The following is a 20,056-nucleotide window of genomic DNA, read 5'->3' as shown; positions in this document are numbered from 1 at the left end:
GTTCGACCAGGCCATGGCGAATGCGCAGAACCGCGTGAGCTTCCCGAACGTGGTAGTTGACCCCGCGCGCGTGCAGGAATCCGGCCTGCTCAAGGACGACATCCGCCTGGAATTCCCGGCCGAGGATGGCCAGTTCGATACCGTGCTGCTCACACGCGCCACCAAGCGCGTGGCCGAGGCGAGCAAGTTGTGGGCGGACTACGCCGCTGCGCAAACGCCGCCGGCGGAACCGGTGGTGCCGCTGCTCGTAGTGCAGATGCCTAATACGCCGTCCGACGATTTGCTGAAGACGGCTTTTGAGACGGTGCGCGATGCTTGGCCGGAGCTGAAGCAGGAGTCGCTCGCACACGTCTTCGGCGACCACAAAACTCTAGAGATTGGCGGGCACGTGGTTCCGCACATCAGTCCCGAACGCGTACAGGAGAGCAAATGGATTCGGGTGTTGTTTGCCAAGGACGCGATCTCGACAGGTTGGGACTGCCCGCGCGCCGAGGTGTTGATGTCGTTTCGACCGGCGCAGGATGAAACGCACATCACGCAGTTGCTGGGCCGTATGGTGCGCGCGCCGCTGGCGCGGCGCATTCCTGGCAACGACCGACTGAATTCGGTGGAATGCGTGCTGCCCCACTTCAACCGGGAAACCGCCAAGGCAGTCGGTGACCTGATGTTGGGCCGCAAGGACGCCGATGCCGGCGGCAGTGGAGGCGGCGGCGGACGCCGCGTACTGACTGACCCGGTCGACATGACTGCCAATACGGCCATCTCGGAGGCTGTGTGGGCCGCTTTCGACGCGCTGCCCTCGCAAACTTTGCCGCGAAAGGCGGCACGCCCCATGAAGCGCCTGATGGCGCTGGCACATGCATTGTCGTTCGACGGTTTGATGGCCAATGCCATGGCCACGGCCTACAAGGAGATGAGTGACGTGCTGGCTGGCCTGCTGGCTCGGCACCAGCAGGTTGTCGAAGACACTGTCGCCGGCATCCTCGCTGTTGAGGGCGAAGCGGTCGTCATCGGCATCAACGAGACCAAGGGCAAGTACCAGTCGGGCAGATTCACGGAGATCGCGGACGAGCGATCGGTGGACGCCGATTTCAGGGATTCGTGGCGCGTGCTATCGCAGGGATTGGCGAAGAAGTTTGCGGAGCGCCTGGAAGCTGAGGCCGACGATGATGACGATGGTTTGTTCGAAGCCTACGTGCGCGTCGCTGCGCTTAGCCGTGTGGAGGGTGTCGGCGACGAACTCGACCGTGAAGCCGACAAGCTGGCACGCGCCTGGCTGGACAAGCAGCGCGTGGCCATCAAGGGCCTGAGCGACGAGCGCCGCGCTGAGTACGACGACATTATCGCCATGTCCACCGACCCGCAGCGCATCGGCATCCTGCGCCCACGTGTGCGTGCTGAAGAAACCAAAGATGACCAAGGCAAACTGTTGCCGACCGTCAGCGGCCACTTGATGGCCGATAGCGATGGACGGTTCCCGACCGGATCTCTGAACGAATGGGAAACAGCCGTGTTGAACGCCGAAATGGCGCGCGACGACTTTCTGGGCTGGTACCGCAACCCTAGTAGGGCTTCAGACGATGCGCTGGCCGTGGCATACAAGGATGCAAACGATGCTTGGCGGCGGATGTGCCCCGACTTCGTGTTCTTCCACGGCACCGAAAAGAATGTGCAGGCGTCAATTGTTGACCCGCATGGCCATCACCTAGGCGATGCGCTAGTGAAGCTGCGTGGCCTGGCTAATTTTGCTGCCGAGTTTGGCGACGAATTGCATCGGATCGAAGCAATTGCCGAGATCGGGGGCGAGCTGCGCGTGCTGGATGTGAAACAGCAAGCAGTGCGCGATGCGATCAAGGGCGCGGACTCCGTGGAAGCGCTGTACGCCAGCAAGGTCGCGCACGGGTATCAGTAGCGATAGCGACTTCCGAGATCTACTGCCCACGCTGCGGCCATTGCGGCCGCAAGCAGTTCAGGCTGTTCTCGGATGGGCTCTACGGATTTGCCTGGCGCGTGTCTCGTGCTTTGCGATGACCGGCGTTGTTCTGGCGGGTTCGGCACTCGCCTGGCCGCTGGCCGTGCCGGCCGTCGTGCCAGGAGTGACGGCCTATGTGGTCGTTGACGCCAGTGTGGGTATCCAGCGGCGATTCCACTGAATGAGCACCGCCGCAAGCTAGGCACCGACCGCTATGTGCCACCGCATACGCTGAATCGACCAGAAGTCGTGCGCCATAGTGAGGTTACAAAATGGACGTAGCCCGATGCGATCAACAGAGAGTTAGTTAGATGGCCCGACGAAAGCGCCAATCCGAATTCGAGCAGTGGATCGAGGTGTTCGCCAAGCTGCCTTGGCAGGTTTGCCTTGCCCTGGCACCTGTGGCCTGGTTCGGCTTCAACTTGCTCAGCAAGATTGAGCCACCACCGGTTGCCGATGTCAGCCAACTCGGACATACAGTCGCCTACCAGCTCGCGGGTACGGTCGGCATGTTCATGCAGGCCCTTGCACCCGCAGCCCTGCTGCTGGCAGCACTGACGTCGTGGATTGCCACGCGCAAGCGGGCGTCGCTACTTGAGCAGACCAAACGGCGCAACGAGTCTGAGCCGCTACTCAGCCTGCACTGGAAGCAGTTTGAGAGTCTGGTGGCGGCCCACTTCGAACAGCAGGGCTATCACGTCGCCCTGACCAAAGCAGGGGCCGATGGCGGGGTTGATGCGATCGCCAAGAAAGGTGGCGAGACGTTTCTGATCCAGTGCAAGCAGTGGCGGGCCACGCAAGTCGGCGTTGGCGTCGTCCGGGAATTGTTCGGGGTGATGTCGGCCCAAGGTGCCACCGGCGCATACGTCGTTTCAGCAGGCCCATTCACAAGGCCAGCGGTTGAGTTCGCTGAGGGGCGCAACATTGAGCTCATTGACGCGAACCGGATTGTCCGCTCTGCGAAACCCACTACCGACCAATCGGCCTCAGCTCAGCCAAATTGCCCCAAGTGCGGCGCTGGAATGGTGAAGCGCACGGCCAAGCGTGGCGCGAATGCTGGCAATCCGTTTTGGGGGTGTTCGAGGTATCCAGATTGCCGTGGGACATTGTCGATCGACGGCTAAGTGGCACTGCGTGGAGCAGAAAGTTGCGCATGCGAGACTCTTGAAGGGTGCGGAGGAAAAATGACGGCCTCTGGCAACAACAAACTCAAGGCGGGCGACCGGGTCGAGCACGTCAAGTTCGGCACCGGGCATGTGGTGGCTGACGAGGTCGATGGCATCGCAGAGGTTCAGTTTGCGTACGGAACCGTTAAGCGTCTGAGCGTGGCGATGGCGAATCTGAGCCGCTTGGACGGAAGCACGGCGACTGGCAACCGATGGAGCGTCGAGCAACGCGAAGCTGTCATTACCCGCGACTCTGACACCGACGCAGAGCGCCATGCTGTGGCCTCCCATAGCGATCCGTTCTTCGACGATTACGGGCAGGAGTTCATCCAGCAACTACCGATGGTGCTGGAGTCGGCAACGCCGCACCGGTCGATGTCTGATTTTGGGCCGTCCCCACCTGAGCCGTTGCCGGAACATTGGCCGACGGCGGCCGTGCTGCGATGGCCCGGCGTGCCGGACTCTATGCGCCTGGTTATCACTACCGGCGGTAGCGGGAACGAATTCCGAACAGCGTTTCCCGCTGTTGAAATAGGCTCCCAACTCTCAATGACGGTTGAAGATGTCCACTTGTGGCAAGGCGGACTCGAAGCGCAGATCACGGCGCGTGCAGGTGATAACGAAGTGACGTTTTTCGACGTTGATTACGTCGGCAACAGAGGGTGGTATTCGCCGGGATTGACCGCCGAAGTCATCCTCTGTGGGATCGCCTATCATGCCGCACCGCATGTTGGCGAGGACATTCCGATTCCTGACGACAGCCCGCTCATGGCGATTCTCAAAGAGCAGGGCGCTGACAACGCTGACGAAGACACGGTCGCCCAACCAACAATCTCCACCGCTCAGATGCACATGCTCGTCCCCATTGAGAAATGGGACCGCGATGACTATGAGTTTTGCGGACGGGTGCTGTCGGTGCGCGAGAAGTGTGTGCTGGACAGTCCGGGGTGGCTGGTGGAGGTTCGCGTCACCGATATCGGTGAGAGCGATGAGGAGCGGCTTGATCTGAAAATTCTGATCACGCAGCGCGTATGGGAAGGCGATTCTCCGCCGACCGTGGATCAGTTCATCAGTGGATCACTCTGGCTGCAAGGGCGGTTGTGGTCGGTTGCCGGGGCGCTTTAACGTCGCACTTGAATCGTTACCAATTATTTCAATTCCGACAGTCGCTTCTTGGCATCTTTCCAGGGCAATCGCCGCCCGACGTCCTCCATCGCGTCCAAGGCATCGAGGCTCTGACCCACGGTGATCACGCGTGATCTGACCAGTTCTTCCAGGAGCCAGATAGAGCCACGACACGCTTGGCCCTCGATCTTTGCGGCCTCGCGCAGGTGCCGGTCCCCGGTCAGCAACTCGGCATCCAGCGATCTTGCCAGAGCAAGCGCCATCAAATCGTTGAAGCCTGGCCTCTTGTGGCGGGCACGCAGGGACTGGATGTCTGCAGTCACTTCCGGCCCGAATTTTCTGACACTCAGGCCAAGCGCTGGCAGGTCTGAATGCTGGCCACGCAGCTCTTCCAGATAGAGGATGTCGGGCACGGCGAATTCATAAGGCAGCGCAAAGATTGATTCGAGTAGCCCGCAGCAATCGAAGTCAATCAAGACATTGCTGTCACTGATTAACAGCCGAGTCGCCATTGACCGCCTCGTCTGTTACCGACCGCTTCGCGCGTAGCTCGGCCAAACCTAAGCCAAGCAGCTCCGCTGCTTTCGATTCGGAAATCTGATCCTCACCCAAAGCGCGAAAGACGTATTGCTTGAATCCAGATGGTGACTCCTTGGGCAGCGGCGCACCTGGCTCCTGCTTCAGCCACCCCTTTTTCTTAAAGCTGCCAAACAGGCGCCCCATATTGGTCTGATTGAGCACGCCGGCGTCCCGCGCGCGGAAAATCATGGCGCTCATGCTCAGACCCCATTCGTGCTTCGCAAGAAATAGCTCGCGCGGTTCAATCCGCGTTCGCTTTGGCCCGAACTCTGCGACGACTGAGGCAGCAGGCATCAAGAACGCGCCCGCGAACCGGTGGCACGCGAGCTCCTCTTCCTTCTCCGAAGCAAGTTCACCTACCAGACGCCCCTCAAGCACGACATGGCCGAGTTCGTGGGCAAGCGTGAAGCGCTGGCGATCACCAGGCCAGTCCGCACCCACGACGATGACTGGCTCCCCATTGGCTTTTGCAACCAACCCATCCCAGCGCTTGCCGGCGTCATAGTCGAGCATGAAGACCTTGATGCCCTTGCGCTCGAGAAGCTCGGACATATCGCTAATTGGCTGGGAGCCCAGATTCCACGCATTCCGTACTTGGTTGGCCACCTCTTCAACTTGATCGAAGTCCGCGACTTTTTCGGGCAGGTCGCTTGGCATCACGAATTGCTGAGACCAGCTTGTTGGAGTGAGCCGCTCAAGGTCTACCCAGCGTTCTACGGCCTCGCGCATCTGTGCGATGACTCGGCTCTGCTCCGCACCGCTGAGCTTCTTATCTTTCCGAAAATCTGGCTCTGTGATGTCGAGTTGGACTTGGCGGAAGAAGTACTCCGTACGAACTTGGAGCGCACCAGACATCTTGATCAGGACATCCGAGCTGGGGTTCATGGCATCGCGCTCGTATTTCGAGACCGCCATGGTGCTCACGCCAAGCTGTTGGGCAAGCGCCTCCTGCGACAAACCCGACGCAATTCGTGCTTGTTTGATGCGTGCTCCGATCATCGTGTGGTTTATTTTTTGTTCCTGAATGTTGACAAACTATAAACCCTGGAATAGGTTTATGTCTCCCCCATAAAACCATGGAGGTTATAAACCATGGCTACCAACCCGCCCACTGGCGATAACCGACGTAACGGCGCAGTGCGTAAGCGCTCGCAAACCTATAACCCCACCAATGGTCGCTGGACGAAGCGTGACGCTGACTCCGGCCGATTCATGGACCAGAAAGCGGATGACAAGCCCTTCAAGGGCGTCCGTAAGGAGCGCTAGGGTGTCGAGCGGAGCAGAACACCGCAAGGTGGCCGCATTGGCTCTCGGCGCCGCTCACGTCGCTGGACAGGCCAAGGATGGCCAGTTCAGTGCGGCACCGCTGGCAACGGTGTGCTCCTGCTGATGGACTCACAAACACCGGCAGGGCTACCAATCCTGTGCCCGTAGTCGCGATGCCGTTTTCGAGAATGGAACCCAGGATATGTTTGATATCAGTTTCGAAATGAACGGCCAGAAGGTCAATCCAAGAAATATCGGCGACGCCTTTGAAGCAGCTGTATTGGCTAGCATCAAGGATTCCGTCACCAAGTCCATCGGATCGGTGCGTTGCGCCGAACACGGTGAGCGGCCAAGCGTGAAGGTAGTCGGCCGGAACCTGGACAACCTCAACCTTGAGGTCAAGGGATGCTGCGATGACCTGATAGAGAGGGTGAAGCGAAAGCTGTAGTCCGCTTCACAAGGCCAGCCGTTGACTTTGCAGCCGGGCGAAACATCGGGCCGACTCGGCCCCATCGTTCGGCCTGCGAGTCGTTCGAACGATCTACAGCAACTAGACGGACAAGAAGTCGTCGCACTCGGCAATCGACTTCTGAACATCAACAGAGTGTTGGTCTGAACGCTGTTCAAGGATTGCCCGCCATTGGCGGACAGCCGCATCCGCCGGGTGGACTACCCCGTTCTCGCGGACACTTTCATCTGACCCATAGCGCTTGGACACCCCTTTCGACATGCCGCATTGCGCTCGCGAGCGCTGATTGATCGCGCTAGGGTCGACTCATCTCAAATCCGGATTCTGTCATGTCGAACGAAATCAGCTTTGCCATTCGCGGTGACATCATTCGCGCGGGCCATTTCGCTCCCCGCCATTCATCGCTGGCGAACTCGCAGGGTTCACCATGCGTGGTCATGGCCCACGGGCTCGGTGGCGTCCGCGCCGCCGGACTGACTCCATTTGCAGAGGCCTTCGCGGCAGCCGGCCTACACGTGATCTGCTTCGACTATCGGGGTTTCGGCACCAGTGACGGCCAGCCGCGGCAGGTCGTGAGCGTGCCGATGCAGTTGCAGGATTGGGCGGCGGCGATTGAGTTCGCGCGAACCGTGGATGATGTGGACCCGGCCCGCATTGCGACCTGGGGTAGCTCGTTTTCGGGTGGGCACGCGGTCGCGGCAGCCGTGAACGACGGCCACGTGGCAGCGGTGAGCGCTCAGGGTGCGATGATGGACGGCTTCGCGGCCCTCCAGAATGTGCTGCGCCAGCAAGGGCTCATTCACGGGCTCAAACTCACACGGGCAGGGGTCAGCGATGCGGTGCGCGGCTTTCTGGGGCTGCCACGCAACATGCTTCCTGTGGTCGCCGCCCCTGGGGCGCCGGGCGTGCTGACCACCCCGGATTCGGAGCCCGGCTACATGCGCATCGCACCGGCAGCCTGGCGCAATGAAATCTCGACGAGTTGGGCCGTTTCGCTGGCGACATATCGCCCGAACCTGATGACGCCCAGGCTGCCCTGCCCCGCACTGTTCTGCATCGCCACGGAAGACGTCGTCGTCCCGCCGGGCGCCATGGAGGACGGGGCGCGCCGCGCGCCGGACAAGGTGCGGGTCAAACGCTATCCGGTCGGTCATTTCGATATCTATGTTCCGCCCGCATTCGATCAGGTGGTGGCGGACCAGACCGACTTTTTTGTTGACACGCTGGCGGCCTGACGGCCGGCCACTGTCAGGCGCGGATGGTGCCCGTCGTCTGATTCGCCCGCGCACCCGGCTTGAAGCGCCGTAACCCGTCCGCGCGTAGCCACATGCCGCCGTATTCGCGGATACAGGCTCTGGCGACTGAATAACTGACTGGCTGGCCATCGAACATCGGCGCGGGCGGCCCGTAGGCGGGCAACAAGTCTCGCGCCTTGTCGCAGTTGTCCACGGCCACGATACGGCCGTTCGGGCTGCTATACAGATGCACTTTCATGGCTTGTCGTGTTCTGGGGATGTGCGCCTTAAACGAAACCTGCGCCTGAATCCGGACATCCGCCGCCAAACTTTCGGCGGCCACCAGTCAGACCGCCTCGCCCAGTTCCCAATACAGGGGCGGCTGCCCCGGCTGCCACGGCGGGCACTTGCGCATGACCGCGGCAAAGCGCGAATGCTCGGTCCAACCCTGCAACCAGGCATGCAGGGCAGGCCATGGGCGCTGCGCCCACCAGGACGGCTCCACACCCGCAAACTGGCGGACGAAAGGAAACAGCGCGACATCGGCCAGCCGGGCGGATGCACCGGTGAGGAAACCGCCCTGCCCGATGAGGCGCGATTCCCAGGCCGCAAGAATGGTCTCGGCCTGCCGTCGATAGTCGGTTTGCGATCCTTCCGGGTGCCGCACGTGGTATTTGTACCGGTCCAACCACTGCTTGAAGGGTCCGTCGTTCTGCGCGATGAGTTCACGGGTGTCGCTCGCCGGCCCGGCCAACCATTGCTCCGGATCGTTACGCCCCAGCGCCCAGCGCATGACCGTCACGCTTTCAGCAATCACGGCGCCATCAGGCAGTACCAGCACGGGCACCGTGCCCTTGGGCGAGGCCTCGAGCATGGCCGCTGGCTTGTCCTTTAGCAGTACCTCGCGCAGCTCGACCGTGACGCCAGCGGCCGCCAGCGCCATGCGCGCCCGGATGGCGTAGGGGCAACGGCGAAAGGAATACAGTACCGGCGGCGTTTCAGCCATTCGCCTGTCGTTTCTGGTCGCGGCGCATTTCCAGTACGGCGCGGCGCGGCGGCGTGAGCTCGGCAATGCAATGCGGGCAGCTGACGTCCGCCTCGAAATCGGCAGAGGCCTGTTCGGCCAGCGACAGCGGTTCGCCGCAGGCTTCGCACTGCACCGCAGAGCCGGGTTGCAGATCGTGGTTCACGCTCACGCGCTCATCGAACACGTAGCACTCACCGTCCCACAGGCTTTGCTCCTTGGGAACGGTTTCGAGATATTTCAGAATCCCGCCATGCAGGTGGTACACCTGCTTGAAGCCCTGGCCCTGCAGATACGACGTCGCCTTTTCGCAGCGAATGCCGCCCGTACAGAACATGGCGATGGGGCGGTCCTCCTGACCCTTGAGCGTCCGCTCCACGTAGTCGGGAAACTCGCGAAACGTTTCGGTCTCTGGCGAGACCGCATTGCGGAACGTCCCGAGTTTGACCTCATAGTCGTTGCGGGTATCGATTACCAGCACCTCGGGATTCTCGAGCAGCCGGTTCCAGGCTTCCGGCTCGACGTACTCGCCGACCTGGTCGCGGGGGTCAACACCGTCCACGCCGAGCGTGACGATCTCGCGCTTGAGCTTGATCCGCAGTCGCGGGAACGGGTTGTCGTCCGCGTACGAGCGTTTCTCGTCCAGCGCCCGAAACCGCGGATCGGCGCGCAGCCTGGTGAGCACGGTGTCGATCCCGGCACGCGAGCCGGCCAGCGTGCCGTTGATGCCCTCCGGGGCCAGTAGCAATGTCCCCATCACCCCGGCGTCGACGCAACTCGCGCGCAGCGGGGCTTGTAGGTCTTCGAAGTCGGGCAGCGGCACAAAATGATAAAGCGCTGCGATCACCACCTGGGGCATGGTCGGTCGAGTCGGTCGTTGGGCAGCCTATTCTAGATCGTCTCGGCAGCATGCCGGGCGGGCGCGTCACGCCAATGCATCACGAGGCTGTTTTTGTACAACGGCGGGTGCTCTTGGGAAACACTTCCTGCAGGAAGATTGCAGCCCCGTCCTGGCGGATCACGTTCACCGGTTCACCCAATCGTCAGCCACGGCCGAAGCCTGAACCCCACCCGGCAGCGGGCCCAGCGTCTGTGAGATCATGGCCGCTTGGGAATGGACGCTCACATGGTGGCAGGACGCGAAAAAATACCCCGCGATCGCCGCGCGCTCACCGTCGTAGCACTGGGAGCGTCCGCGGCTGATGTGAGCGCCGTGGAGGCGTTCTTTCGCGCAACCGTGCGGCCCACTGGCGTGGCGTTCGTCCTCATCCTGCAGGCGGACGACCGCACGGGGCCCGACGCGCTTGCGCGCATACGCGCGGCCTCACCGCTGCCAGTTGCGACGGCTGCGGACGCCATGGCGCTTGCAGCCGACCATGTCTACATGGCGCCGCCACGTCACCATCTTTCGTTTGAGCAGGGTGTGCTGCGAGTCCACCGGCAGGCCGAGGCGGGTGTATGCCTGTCCATTGACCGGAGTTTCCGCGCGCTGGCCAACGACAGCGGCGCTCTCGCCGTGGGCATCGTGTTGTCCGGAGCGGGCACCGCCGGCACCCGGGGGTTGGGCGCGATTCTTGGTCGTGGTGGCATGACGATGGTTCAGGCACCTGGCAGCGCCCGCCATACCGGCATGCCCGTGTCGGCGATCGACGCAGGCGCCGCCGATTTCGTGCTGCCGCCGCCGGCCATGCCCGGCGTGCTGCGTCAGTATGTGGAGTATCGGGAGCTGACCCGACAGGCGTCCGAGCCCGCGCAGGTTGCGCTGGAGCCCGTTCTTGCGCTGGTCAACGCGAAGGTCCACCAAGACTTTCGTCCCTATTCGCGCTCGATGCTCGAATCGAGGGTGTGGCGACGCATGGCCATCCGCCAGTTATCGCGCATGGATGACTACCTAGAGGTACTCCGGCATGACCCCCATGAGCCGTTACGGCTGGCTCAGGATTTTCAGCGTGGCCCAAGCAGCTTTTTTCCCGGCCCGGAAACCATCTACGCGCTGGACAGGGAGGTTATCGGCCGCCTGCTCGCAAAACCGGATGAACAGCCGATCCGGGTTTGGATCACCGGCTGCGACGGTGGCGAAGAGGCTTATGGCATCGCCATGCAATTGCTCGATGGCGCCGCCCGCGTTGGGCGGCCGCTTAAACTCCAACTGTTCGCCACCGATATCAATGAGCGCGCCCTCGCCCGGGCACGGGCGGCTCTATACCCCGAAAGTATTGCGGGTGACGTCACCAGCGATTATCTGCAGCGATATTTCGTCCGGGAGGGACGCTGTTACCGCATCGCCAAACGCGTGCGCGACGCAGTGGTCTTCGACCAGCACGACCTAATCACCGATCCACCGTTTTCCCGCCTCGACCTGGCGCTTTGCCGGGGTCAGCTGAGCAGGCTCAACGCCGAGGCTCGGCAGCGTGTGTTGTCGCTGTTCAGCTTCGCGCTCAATGATGAGGGCTACCTGCTGCTCGGCGCTGGCGAAGCCCCCAGCGAGGCACGAAACCTGTTCCGCTGCATCGACGCCAGCGCCAGCATCTATCAGCGTGTGCAGGGCGCGACATTGTTCGAACGCACCAGCCTGCGGGCACTGCGCCCGCCGCTACAGGGGCCGCCCAGTCCGCAAACGCCGTCAGGTTCCGACATGTTGGCGCCTTATGTGCAGGGGCTGTTACAAGAACGGTTTGTTCCTGCGTCGCTGGTGGTCACCGGCGGATTTGATGTAGTCGAACGCTTTGGCCAGGTCGACACGTATTTGCAGCCCTGTGCTGCTTCGGCCAGGCAGAATCTGCTCACGCTGGCCCGCCGTGGGTTGCGCGCCAAGCTGCGTGAGGCCGTTCGCCGCGCACTCTCGGAGCAGACCACGGTGATCATGCCCGCCCGTCTGTTGGAACCCACCGTGCAGCCGTTGCAGATCACGGCAAGTCCGCTCGCTTACCCGACGGTTCCCGAACCGTTATGCCTCGTCAGCTTGCAGACCGGTGTGGTCGCAACTGCGGGGGGCGAACCGACACCCGAGCCGGATAGCACCATCGTCGCGCTAGAGCAGGAATTAAGGGCTGCGCATGAGGCACTGCAAAGCTCGGCGGAGCAACTCGAATCGATGGAGGCATCGCTACGGAACCTGTCCGACGAAGCCAGCCGCCGTCACAAAGAGGTCGAATCGAGCCGCGTTGCTTTGCAGGCGCTCAATGAGGACCTCTCGTCCGTAAACGTGGCGCTGCAACGCAAGCTCGAGCAGGCGGACGAGGCGCAGGCCGAACTGCGCCGCAACGAAGCGCACTATCGCAGGCTTTATGAACAAAGCCCATCCATGGCTTTCTCGCTGACGGCGGACCTGCGTATCGAGTCCATCAATGCCTTTGGCGCAGGGCAGCTTGGGCGCTCGCCGGACACCTTGATAGGGGTGGATTTCACCACGCTCGGCACACGCCCTGCACAAACCCGCGCGGTGCTGCGCGCAGCACTGGATTCCGGCGAGGTCAGACAGTGGGATATCCGGTTCGCCGGCACCGGCCGCGAGCCGCTATGGGCACGATGCGTGGTGCGTGCGGTCGATTCGCACGGCGCACGGACGCTGGTTGTGCAGTGCCAGGACCTGACGACAGAACGGCGCCTATCGCAGCAACTCGAGTTCCATGCCACCCACGATGGACTGACGGGTCTGGTCAATCGCCGCGAATTCGACGCCATTCTGCGGCGCATTCTGCGCGGCGTGCGCAAGCCCGGCACCCAGCACGTGTTGGTCCGCCTGGACTTGTGCAACTTCAAGCTGATCAACGATTCGGCCGGACACGAGATCGGCGATGCGGTGTTGCAGCAGTTCGCTGCCGTGCTGCGCCAGTACACCCGCGCGCGCGACATCGTGGCGCGGCTCGGTGGTGACGAGTTCGGCATTCTCATGGAGTACTGCCCGCTCGACGAGGCCACACGTGTCACCGATGGCTTGCTGGCAGCGCTGTCCGGTTCCTCGATCACCGTCGGCGAGCACGCCTTCAAGCTCAGCTGCTACATCGGCATGGTCGGCATTGGCGAACAGGACATCACGGCTGAAGAAGTGCTGCGGCGGGCGGATGTCGCCAGCGATGTTTCCCGCAAGGATGGACCGGGCTCGGTGCGCGTCTACGACGCATCCGACATCAGCAACCGTCGCCGCCGAACACAAATGCATTGGGCCGGCCTGATCCGCAACGCCATGGCTGACGATGCGATCCATCTGGCCTGCGAGCCCATCGTCGCCACGGCCACGGACCGTGTTGTCGGTCTGGAAATGCTGCTGCGCATACAACGACCAACGGATGCACCGGCTGTGGACACCGGCGACCTGATTGCGGCCGCCGAGCGTTACGGCCTGGCACCGGACGTGGACCTCCATGTACTGCGACTGGCGTTGCGCGATCTGGAAGCCAACCTGAGCAGGATTGCAGCACTGGAATTCGTCTCGATCAATGTGTCCGGGCAAAGCCTTGGCCACGGCGGATTCGCCAGCGAGGTGCTTTCGCTCGTTAGCGGCAGCCGCGTACCGGCGCACAAGCTTTGCTTCGAGATCACGGAGACCGCGACCATCTCCAACCTGGATCGGGCCATCGACTTTGTACGCCAGCTGCGAAGCCATGGCTGCCGCGTTGCAATCGATGACTTCGGCAGCGGCCTGGCGTCGTTCCACTACCTGAAGTCCTTACCCTGCGACCTGGTCAAGATCGACGGTAGTTTCGTCCGGGACATGCTGTCCGATCAGGCCAGCCGCGATCTGGTCGCCGCCATCGACGGCATCGCCAAGCTGCTCGGCGTGCGCACCATCGCCGAGTTTGTCGAGACCGCCGCCATCGACACGGCAGTCCAGCAAATCGGTGTGGATTTTCGGCAAGGCCAGCTATTTCAAAACGCCGCAAACCTCGCGGCAGCACTGGATCAACTGGAATCGTCCAACCACTCCTGGCAAACGGCCAGGTAGCCACGTACACGCTTACGCGCCTCGCTGAGGAACTGACGCGTCGCACCCGGGGTACGTCCCAGCAACTCACCGATTTCCGGCGCGGTGAACTGCTCAACACTGGCCCACAGCAGGGCCTGCGCTCCGACCGGGTATGCGGCCGAGTAGGCGGCGAATTGTCGGCGCACACAATCGTCCAGGTGCAGGCTGCGGTCGGCCGGGTCATCCTGCGATTGGGCGGCCTCCCAGTCGGCGATGTCCTCGGTATCCGGCCCTGCGCCGCGCCGCCAATCCAGCCATTGAGACTGGGCCACCGACCAGATCCAGGCCCTGGGCTGTTCCACCCGTGTGCCCCGGTCCAGGGCTCGCACCAATCGAACAAAACTGTCCTGGCACAGCTCCTCGGCATCCGCAGGACTCGCGCCACGACGCTGGAAGTAGCCACGGAACCGCGCGGCGTAATGCCGGTACAAGGCGGACACGGCCTCGCGACGCGACTCCCCACCGGCTGCGATCTGCTGTAACCACTCGGCCTCCGGCACCGTCATTGAACGGCCCCGCTGCCGGGCCGGCGCAGGAGCACCTGGCCGCTGTCAGCCGCGGGCAGCGGCTCGGTCCCGGGGGGCAGTGCCGCGATCAACCGCGCCCTGGCCGCGGCATCGGCCCAGCTCACCTGCAGACCGTCGCCACGGCTGGGCGGCCAGGCTACCGCCCGGACGCCCTCCAAAGCGTTCAGGCGCTCACTGAGGTCGGCTAGGTTATTTCCGGCCTCCTGCGGCAACAGCGCCACCGGTGGCGTGGCGGCGAATGCGCTTTGCGCCGCGGCGTTCGACTTCGCCACGGCCCGCCGCTCGCGCATCGCCTGCTGCTCGGCGAAATCCTGCACGGCCGCGTCGGCGGCTGCTTGCGCCTCACGACTGGGCGACGGTATGGCCGGCGCCGTGACCGGCTCTCTCGACGAGCGCTGCACGGCTTCGGCTAGCGGCGGTGGCGCAGGCGCAGCGATCACCGGTTCCGGCGCGCGGTCTTCCGCGGACATGGGCCGACTATTAGTGGCCTCGCCTGCCCTGGACGCGGCGTTCGGCGTATCGCCAAATTCGTGCAGCGCCTGTTCCGGCAACATCCACCAGCCCAGCGACACCGCGACCATCAGCGAGGCCGCAACGGCCAGCCATCGCGGCGAACGCCGAACCTTGTCTTTGGCGTTGAGCAGTCCCTCGGCTTCGAGGCGGCGGTGCAGCCGTCGCAAACCCAGGTCATCGCCCATGGGCGCCGACTCAGCGTGCAGTGCGCTCACCAGGGCCTGGTCCAACGGGTGCTCTAGGCCGGTGGCCGCGCGGCCCGCCAGCTGGTCCAGCCAATTGTCGATGTCATCTGCCATGGAGAACTAGGGGAACACTGATCTGGTCACACCACCAAGTTGCTGCCTCAAAACAGGCCAGGCAAGGCGCGAGGAGTGCGGTTGGGTTATTCCTGAACCCGCGCGGTGGTCTGATGTGCCGGCTGATAGTCCCGGCCCATGCGGAGCGGTTCCGGCGCTTTGGCCAGCAGGTTGGCCTGGCGAACCAGCCCGACAAACTCGTCCCGGGCAGGGTCATCGCTGCGCTGCGCAAGGCGCTCCGACCGGCGCAGCACATCGGCAAAGCTGGCGTCGGCGGCGTGTTCGGACTTGCGCATCACCAGACCGAACTCAGCGACTGCAGCGGCCCATTGCAGATCCGCCGATGCTTGGGCAAGTGCGGTGACATCCGCCTCCACGACGTTACGCAACTCGGTGCTGGCCCCGCCATCCGGCTGCTTGTAGCGCGCCTTGACCAGCATCCATTCGTCCTTGCGCTGGCTCGCGGGGGTCGGCTTACGGGTCTGGTAGCGCAGTGCGTCAGGGGCGCCGGTCTGCGCGCCCACCGGCACGATCTCGTACAAGGCCGTCACCCGCTGGCCGGCGCCGACGTCACCGGCATCCTTGCGGTCGTCCTTGAAGTCCTCGGCGGCGAGCGCCCGTGTTTCATAGCCGAGCAGGCGGTATTGGGCAACACGCTGCGGATTGAACTCCACCTGCAGCTTCACGTCCTTGGCGACGGTCACCAGCGTGCCCTGGAGCTTGTCGACCAACACCCGCCGCGCCTCCAAATCGGTGTCGATGTAGTAATAGTTGCCGTCACCATGATCGGCTAGGCGATGCATGCGGCCGTCCTGGTAGTTGCCGGTGCCGAAGCCCAGCACGGTTAGGTAGATGCCCTGGTCGCGCCGCTGTTCGATCAACCGCACCAGCTCGCCCTGGCTGGAGGCACCAACATTGAAATCACCGTCCGTGGCCAGAATCACCCGGTTGTTGGCCGCGGCATCGAACTGCTCCTGCGCGATCTGGTAAGCCAGCTCGATGCCGCGCGCGCCCGCCGTCGAACCCCCGGCCTGCATGCGGCCGATGGCTTCGTAGAGCTTGGACTTCTGATCCCCTCGCGTTGCCGGCAATGCGACGCCGGCATTGCCGGCATAGGTCACGATCGCAACCGAATCCTCAGGACCCAGTTGTTCGGTGAGCTGCCGAAAAGCGCGCTGCAACATGGGCAGCTTGTCCGGCGCCTGCATGGAGCCGGAGGTATCGATCAGAAAGACCAGGCGATTCGGACGTGCTTGCGCCTGCTTCGGCGCGAGTGCAGCCACCTGCACCATGGCCAGCAAATGCCCATCGGCCCAGGGGGCCTCCGCCAGCTCGCTGCGCAGGCGAATCGGGTGCCTCCCATTGACCGGCCACTCGCTGTAGTCGAAGTAGTTCACCAGTTCCTCAATGCGCACGGCATCGATCGGGGGCCTCTGCCCGGCGTTGAGCAGGCGCCGCAGGTTGGTATAGGACGCCGTGTCCACATCCAGGCCGAAGGTCGACAACGGCGTGACCTGCGGGTCGTGAAAGCGGTTCTCGGTGATAGCCTCGTAGCCTTCCCGGTTGAACGGCGCGGCGGGCGGTGGCGTCGGCGGCAGCAGCATTCTCGCCCCGCTGTCCTGGGCGAACAGGGCCGATCGTATCGCCTGTTTCTGGCGAGCCGCTTGCCCGGCCGCCTGCGCCATCTCGGCCCGCGCCTCGACCGGATGCTGCGGCGCCCGCGGGTTGTCCGCCTGCTCCGACGTCGCCGCATCCGGCTCGTTCGTCGGCGCCTGCTCAGCCAGCGTCCGGCGGTCATTCCCCCCCGCGCAGGCGGCCAATCCGACCGCGACAGCCATGCCCAACATCAAACTCCCTGCGACCCGTGATTTCATGGTGCTGCTCCTGTTCCGGTGATTCGTCGATTCACCCGGTAGACGTAGCCGGCACCAAAAGTGTCAGGCCCGAGGCCGGCATGGATGCGCAAGCGCGCAATCGATTGCGAGTCTGGAGGTTGGCATTCAACCGGTCGTTCGGCTGATCGGTCCGGAACCAACGCCAAAAACGCCGCCAGATCAACCGCTTCCGTTTAATGCATAAATTTAATGACATCCATAAAAACGATTGTCTTGCTCTATTGTTTGGGGCTTTGTAGCGTTCGCTTCCGCTTAAAGAACACCCACGCAACAAGGAGAGAGGAATGTCCCTGATCAATACTTCGGTGCAGCCGTTCAAGGCCACCGCATTCCAGGCAGGCGAGTTCATTGATGTCAGTGAAGACACGTTCAAGGGCCAGTGGTCGGCGATCGTGTTCTACCCGGCCGACTTTACCTTCGTCTGCCCGACGGAGCTGGAAGACCTCGCTGACCTTTACGACCAGTTCAAGGCCATTGGCGTCGAGATCTACGGCGTGTCCTGTGACACGCACTTCGCGCACAAGGCATGGCACGACACGTCCGAAGCCATCGGCAAGGTCAAGTACCCGCTGATCGGCGATCCGACGGGCCAGTTGGCTCGCGCATTCCAGGTCATGATCGAAGAAGAAGGCATCGCCCTGCGCGGCACCTTCCTGATCAACCCGGAAGGCGAAATCAAGCTCTGTGAAATCCACGACAACGGCATCGGCCGCAACGCCGAAGAGCTGCTGCGCAAGGTCAAGGCTGCCCAGTACGTGGCCGCCCATCCTGGCGAAGTCTGCCCCGCCAAGTGGAAAGAAGGCGAGAAGACGCTGACCCCGTCCCTGGACCTGGTCGGCAAGATCTAAACAGCCCCGCTGTTGGATCGGCAGGTCGGCCATGCCGACCTGCCACCCCCAAACACGCGGTCGGCTGCCTCGGCAGCTGACCTGACCGACGCCGGCCTGCACCGCTGATGCGAGTGCGGCCGCCAGAGAGAGGAACGACGAGATGTTGGATGACAACCTGAGAGCACAACTCAAGCAGTATCTCGAACGACTGTCCCGGTCGGTCGAAATCACCGCTTACACCGACGATGGCGACCACTCCAAGGAAATGCTCAGTTTCCTCGGCGAGTTGAAGAGCGCCTCTGACAAGATCAGCGTGAACAGCGGCACCGATAGCAGCAAGCGGATTCCCAGCTTCGCGATCGGCACGCCGGATGCGGACATCCATCTGGAGTTCGCCGGCATTCCGCTAGGCCATGAGTTCGCCTCACTGGTGCTGGCGCTGCTGCAGGTCGGCGGCAATACGCCCAAGCTGGGCGAAGACGCCATCGAGCAGATCAAGGCCATTGATGGCACCCACAAGTTCGAAACGTTTTTCTCGCTGTCCTGCCAGAACTGCCCGGACGTGGTCCAGGCGCTCAACGCCATGGCGGTGCTGAACCCCAACATCGAACACGTGGCCATCGACGGCGCGTTCAACCAGGACGAGGTCGAGCAACGTCAGATCATGTCCGTGCCGGCCGTGTTCCTGAACGGCGAGCACTTCGCATCTGGGCGCATGACGGTCGATGAGATCCTGGCAAAGATGGACACCGGCGCGGTCGAGCGCGAAGCCGAAAAGATCAAGCAGAAGGCCCCCTTCGACATGCTGATCGTCGGCGGCGGACCGGCTGGCGCCGCAGCGGCCATCTACTCCGCGCGCAAGGGCATTCGAACCGGTGTGGTTGCCGAACGCTTCGGCGGCCAGGTCATGGACACGATGGACATCGAGAACTTTGTCTCGGTCTCCAAGACCGAAGGCCCGAAGATGGGCGCGGCCCTGGAGCAGCACGTCATGGACTACGACGTCGACGTGATGAAGCTGCAGCAGGCCAGCAAGCTGGTCGAGGGTGACGAGTATCTGGAAGTCCACCTCGACAGCGGTGCCGCTCTCAAGGCCAAGAGCCTGGTCATCGCCACCGGTGCCCGCTGGCGGCAGATGGGCGTGCCTGGCGAAGATGAGTACCGCAACAAGGGCGTGGCTTACTGCCCGCACTGCGACGGTCCGCTGTTCAAGGGCAAGCGCGTCGCGGTCATCGGGGGCGGCAATTCCGGCGTCGAGGCCGCGATCGATCTGGCCGGTATCGTCAAGCACGTCGCCTTGCTGGAATTCGACAGCACGATGCGTGCGGATGCCGTGCTCCAGCGCAAGCTGCTCAGTCTGCCGAACGTGAAGGTGCTGACCTCGGCGCAGACTACCGAGGTCATCGGCGACGGGCAGAGGGTGCAGGGCCTGAAGTACAAGGATCGCAACAGCGGCGAGATTCACGACGTGGAACTCGAAGGCGTGTTCGTGCAAATCGGTCTGCTGCCCAACAGCGAATGGCTCAAGGGCACGCTGGAGCTCAGCGACCGCGGCGAGGTCATCGTCAACGACCGGGCACAGACCTCCATGCGAGGCGTGTTCGCTGCCGGCGATGTCACCACCACGCCGTACAAGCAGATCATCATCGCCATGGGTGGCGGCTCCACCGCCGCGCTCAGCGCGTTTGACCACCTGATGCGCAGTTCGGCCCCTGACGACGCGCAACAGCAGGCGGCCTAGTCCGCCTGATTGTCCCGGCGGGCTATCCCCCGCAACCCGGCTCGCCGGGACGAAGCGTCCCCGCCCGTGCATCTCCTCCTCTCATGCACGGCGCGGGGATTCTTTTATTCAGCGATCGGCTTCTGATCATGCCGTGTCAGGCGGCGAGCCTGATCGCGGGTCTGCCACGCTGCCTCCGCCTGCATCGCCTCGTAAAACAGCGAGGTTCTTAGCAACTCGGCCATCCTGCGGTCGAGCTGCTCCAGCTCTCGTGCTCGCATTTTTTCCTGTTTTTCGCGCTGTTGTTCCGCCATTGCCCCTTGCGACCTCAGCAGTTTCCCCACTCACCAAGATAAAGCGTGTGAATCCGCACGCCCAACCCAATACGCCCTGTTCAGGGGGATGTCCGGCGCTGACTCCGACGGAATAATGGCTTCCGATGTCCGGATCCGGCTCCGGATGTCGTTCTG

The 20,056-nt window shown here is 63.0% G+C and carries 19 protein-coding genes; 10 read left to right on the top strand and 9 right to left on the bottom strand.

Annotated features, from left to right (window positions below; genetic code table 11):
• The 4 genes from ACE1EY_RS07485 to ACE1EY_RS07470 all read left to right on the top strand — a co-directional run.
• The coding region (locus ACE1EY_RS07485) for a type III restriction endonuclease subunit R (RefSeq protein ID WP_370299843.1) at positions 1 to 1,912 on the top strand (1,912 nt) is incomplete at its 5' end.
• Positions 1,913 to 2,027: 115 nt separating this feature from the next.
• The gene (locus tag ACE1EY_RS07480) at positions 2,028 to 2,153 is read left to right on the top strand and encodes a hypothetical protein (RefSeq protein ID WP_291514202.1); all 126 of its coding nucleotides are present in this window, start codon (positions 2,028 to 2,030) and stop codon (positions 2,151 to 2,153) included.
• 175 nt (positions 2,154 to 2,328) lie between these two features.
• Positions 2,329 to 3,096: a restriction endonuclease gene (locus tag ACE1EY_RS07475; RefSeq protein ID WP_370299842.1), complete on the top strand. Its 768-nt coding sequence runs from the start codon at positions 2,329 to 2,331 to the stop codon at positions 3,094 to 3,096.
• Between the two features lie 60 nt (positions 3,097 to 3,156).
• Positions 3,157 to 4,263: a hypothetical protein gene (locus tag ACE1EY_RS07470; protein ID WP_370299841.1), complete on the top strand. Its 1,107-nt coding sequence runs from the start codon at positions 3,157 to 3,159 to the stop codon at positions 4,261 to 4,263.
• Positions 4,264 to 4,286: 23 nt separating this feature from the next.
• On the opposite strand, the gene ACE1EY_RS07465 is transcribed toward ACE1EY_RS07470, so the two are convergent.
• Positions 4,287 to 4,775 carry a PIN domain-containing protein gene (locus ACE1EY_RS07465; RefSeq protein ID WP_291514200.1) on the bottom strand — a complete coding sequence of 163 codons (489 nt, stop codon included), beginning with the start codon at positions 4,773 to 4,775 and terminating at the stop codon, positions 4,287 to 4,289.
• Entirely contained in the window at positions 4,750 to 5,841 is a 1,092-nt protein-coding gene (locus tag ACE1EY_RS07460; protein WP_291514199.1) for an XRE family transcriptional regulator, read from the bottom strand. The genes ACE1EY_RS07465 and ACE1EY_RS07460 overlap by 26 nt, the downstream gene beginning before the upstream one ends.
• A gap of 93 nt (positions 5,842 to 5,934) precedes the next feature.
• On the opposite strand from ACE1EY_RS07460, the gene ACE1EY_RS07455 reads away from it, so the two are divergent.
• The 3 genes from ACE1EY_RS07455 to ACE1EY_RS07445 all read left to right on the top strand — a co-directional run bounded on the left by ACE1EY_RS07455 (position 5,935) and on the right by ACE1EY_RS07445 (position 7,812).
• Positions 5,935 to 6,108, top strand: coding sequence for a hypothetical protein (locus ACE1EY_RS07455; RefSeq protein ID WP_291514198.1), 174 nt, complete (start codon positions 5,935 to 5,937; stop codon positions 6,106 to 6,108).
• Between the two features lie 202 nt (positions 6,109 to 6,310).
• Positions 6,311 to 6,556: a hypothetical protein gene (locus ACE1EY_RS07450; RefSeq protein ID WP_291514197.1), complete on the top strand. Its 246-nt coding sequence runs from the start codon at positions 6,311 to 6,313 to the stop codon at positions 6,554 to 6,556.
• Positions 6,557 to 6,906: 350 nt separating this feature from the next.
• Complete coding sequence (locus tag ACE1EY_RS07445) at positions 6,907 to 7,812, top strand: alpha/beta fold hydrolase (protein WP_291514196.1); 906 nt, start codon at positions 6,907 to 6,909, stop codon at positions 7,810 to 7,812.
• Between the two features lie 13 nt (positions 7,813 to 7,825).
• Here the strand turns inward: ACE1EY_RS07445 and ACE1EY_RS07440 are convergent, their stop codons facing one another.
• The 3 genes from ACE1EY_RS07440 to ACE1EY_RS07430 all read right to left on the bottom strand — a co-directional run bounded on the left by ACE1EY_RS07440 (position 7,826) and on the right by ACE1EY_RS07430 (position 9,695).
• On the bottom strand, positions 7,826 to 8,071 hold the full coding sequence (locus tag ACE1EY_RS07440; RefSeq protein WP_291514195.1) for a hypothetical protein: 246 nt from the start codon (positions 8,069 to 8,071) through the stop codon (positions 7,826 to 7,828).
• A gap of 87 nt (positions 8,072 to 8,158) precedes the next feature.
• Entirely contained in the window at positions 8,159 to 8,818 is a 660-nt protein-coding gene (locus ACE1EY_RS07435; RefSeq protein ID WP_370299840.1) for a glutathione S-transferase, read from the bottom strand.
• On the bottom strand, positions 8,811 to 9,695 hold the full coding sequence (locus ACE1EY_RS07430; RefSeq protein WP_291514193.1) for a rhodanese-related sulfurtransferase: 885 nt from the start codon (positions 9,693 to 9,695) through the stop codon (positions 8,811 to 8,813). Before ACE1EY_RS07430 ends, ACE1EY_RS07435 begins: the two co-directional genes overlap by 8 nt.
• Before the next feature lie 267 nt (positions 9,696 to 9,962).
• Here ACE1EY_RS07430 and ACE1EY_RS07425 point away from each other — a divergent pair, with 267 nt between their 5' ends.
• Positions 9,963 to 13,781 (top strand): EAL domain-containing protein, encoded by a 3,819-nt coding sequence (locus tag ACE1EY_RS07425; RefSeq protein ID WP_370299839.1) that lies wholly within the window; start codon positions 9,963 to 9,965, stop codon positions 13,779 to 13,781.
• Here ACE1EY_RS07425 and ACE1EY_RS07420 read toward each other — a convergent pair.
• The 3 genes from ACE1EY_RS07420 to ACE1EY_RS07410 form a co-directional block, all read right to left on the bottom strand.
• Positions 13,739 to 14,308: an RNA polymerase sigma factor gene (locus ACE1EY_RS07420; RefSeq protein ID WP_291514580.1), complete on the bottom strand. Its 570-nt coding sequence runs from the start codon at positions 14,306 to 14,308 to the stop codon at positions 13,739 to 13,741. The genes ACE1EY_RS07425 and ACE1EY_RS07420 overlap by 43 nt on opposite strands.
• Positions 14,305 to 15,141 (bottom strand): hypothetical protein, encoded by an 837-nt coding sequence (locus tag ACE1EY_RS07415; RefSeq protein WP_370299838.1) that lies wholly within the window; start codon positions 15,139 to 15,141, stop codon positions 14,305 to 14,307. Before ACE1EY_RS07415 ends, ACE1EY_RS07420 begins: the two co-directional genes overlap by 4 nt.
• An 86-nt stretch (positions 15,142 to 15,227) precedes the next feature.
• Positions 15,228 to 17,015, bottom strand: coding sequence for a von Willebrand factor type A domain-containing protein (locus tag ACE1EY_RS07410; protein ID WP_370299837.1), 1,788 nt, complete (start codon positions 17,013 to 17,015; stop codon positions 15,228 to 15,230).
• Positions 17,016 to 17,320: 305 nt separating this feature from the next.
• Here ACE1EY_RS07410 and ahpC point away from each other — a divergent pair, with 305 nt between their 5' ends.
• Both ahpC and ahpF read left to right on the top strand, forming a co-directional pair.
• Complete coding sequence (ahpC, locus tag ACE1EY_RS07405; RefSeq protein WP_370299836.1) at positions 17,321 to 17,884, top strand: alkyl hydroperoxide reductase subunit C; 564 nt, start codon at positions 17,321 to 17,323, stop codon at positions 17,882 to 17,884.
• A 142-nt stretch (positions 17,885 to 18,026) separates the two neighbouring features.
• Entirely contained in the window at positions 18,027 to 19,607 is a 1,581-nt protein-coding gene (gene ahpF / locus ACE1EY_RS07400; protein ID WP_370299835.1) for an alkyl hydroperoxide reductase subunit F, read from the top strand.
• 104 nt (positions 19,608 to 19,711) lie between these two features.
• Here ahpF and ACE1EY_RS07395 read toward each other — a convergent pair whose 3' ends face one another.
• Positions 19,712 to 19,930: a hypothetical protein gene (locus ACE1EY_RS07395; protein ID WP_370299834.1), complete on the bottom strand. Its 219-nt coding sequence runs from the start codon at positions 19,928 to 19,930 to the stop codon at positions 19,712 to 19,714.
• Between the last annotated feature and the right edge of the window lie 126 nt (positions 19,931 to 20,056).

Source organism: Abyssibacter sp. (genome assembly GCF_964229365.1).
Lineage (GTDB): Bacteria > Pseudomonadota > Gammaproteobacteria > Nevskiales > OUC007 > Abyssibacter.
The sequence above is the reverse complement of the archived record's forward strand: the minus strand, read 5'-3'. Positions and strand labels throughout refer to the sequence as shown.

What these genes read in the sequence shown, in the direction of transcription:
- ACE1EY_RS07435 (WP_370299840.1), bottom strand. Translation starts at nt 8,818, where the DNA reads ATGGCTGAAACGCCGCCGGTACTGTATTCCTTTCGCCGTTGCCCCTAC.
- ACE1EY_RS07420 (WP_291514580.1), bottom strand. Translation starts at nt 14,308, where the DNA reads ATGACGGTGCCGGAGGCCGAGTGGTTACAGCAGATCGCAGCCGGTGGG.
- ACE1EY_RS07460 (WP_291514199.1), bottom strand. Translation starts at nt 5,841, where the DNA reads ATGATCGGAGCACGCATCAAACAAGCACGAATTGCGTCGGGTTTGTCG.
- ACE1EY_RS07470 (WP_370299841.1), top strand. Translation starts at nt 3,157, where the DNA reads ATGACGGCCTCTGGCAACAACAAACTCAAGGCGGGCGACCGGGTCGAG.
- ACE1EY_RS07455 (WP_291514198.1), top strand. Translation starts at nt 5,935, where the DNA reads ATGGCTACCAACCCGCCCACTGGCGATAACCGACGTAACGGCGCAGTG.
- ACE1EY_RS07410 (WP_370299837.1), bottom strand. Translation starts at nt 17,015, where the DNA reads ATGAAATCACGGGTCGCAGGGAGTTTGATGTTGGGCATGGCTGTCGCG.
- ACE1EY_RS07445 (WP_291514196.1), top strand. Translation starts at nt 6,907, where the DNA reads ATGTCGAACGAAATCAGCTTTGCCATTCGCGGTGACATCATTCGCGCG.
- ACE1EY_RS07430 (WP_291514193.1), bottom strand. Translation starts at nt 9,695, where the DNA reads ATGCCCCAGGTGGTGATCGCAGCGCTTTATCATTTTGTGCCGCTGCCC.
- ahpC (WP_370299836.1), top strand. Translation starts at nt 17,321, where the DNA reads ATGTCCCTGATCAATACTTCGGTGCAGCCGTTCAAGGCCACCGCATTC.
- ACE1EY_RS07440 (WP_291514195.1), bottom strand. Translation starts at nt 8,071, where the DNA reads ATGAAAGTGCATCTGTATAGCAGCCCGAACGGCCGTATCGTGGCCGTG.
- ACE1EY_RS07465 (WP_291514200.1), bottom strand. Translation starts at nt 4,775, where the DNA reads ATGGCGACTCGGCTGTTAATCAGTGACAGCAATGTCTTGATTGACTTC.
- ACE1EY_RS07480 (WP_291514202.1), top strand. Translation starts at nt 2,028, where the DNA reads ATGACCGGCGTTGTTCTGGCGGGTTCGGCACTCGCCTGGCCGCTGGCC.
- ACE1EY_RS07425 (WP_370299839.1), top strand. Translation starts at nt 9,963, where the DNA reads ATGGTGGCAGGACGCGAAAAAATACCCCGCGATCGCCGCGCGCTCACC.
- ahpF (WP_370299835.1), top strand. Translation starts at nt 18,027, where the DNA reads ATGTTGGATGACAACCTGAGAGCACAACTCAAGCAGTATCTCGAACGA.
- ACE1EY_RS07450 (WP_291514197.1), top strand. Translation starts at nt 6,311, where the DNA reads ATGTTTGATATCAGTTTCGAAATGAACGGCCAGAAGGTCAATCCAAGA.
- ACE1EY_RS07415 (WP_370299838.1), bottom strand. Translation starts at nt 15,141, where the DNA reads ATGGCAGATGACATCGACAATTGGCTGGACCAGCTGGCGGGCCGCGCG.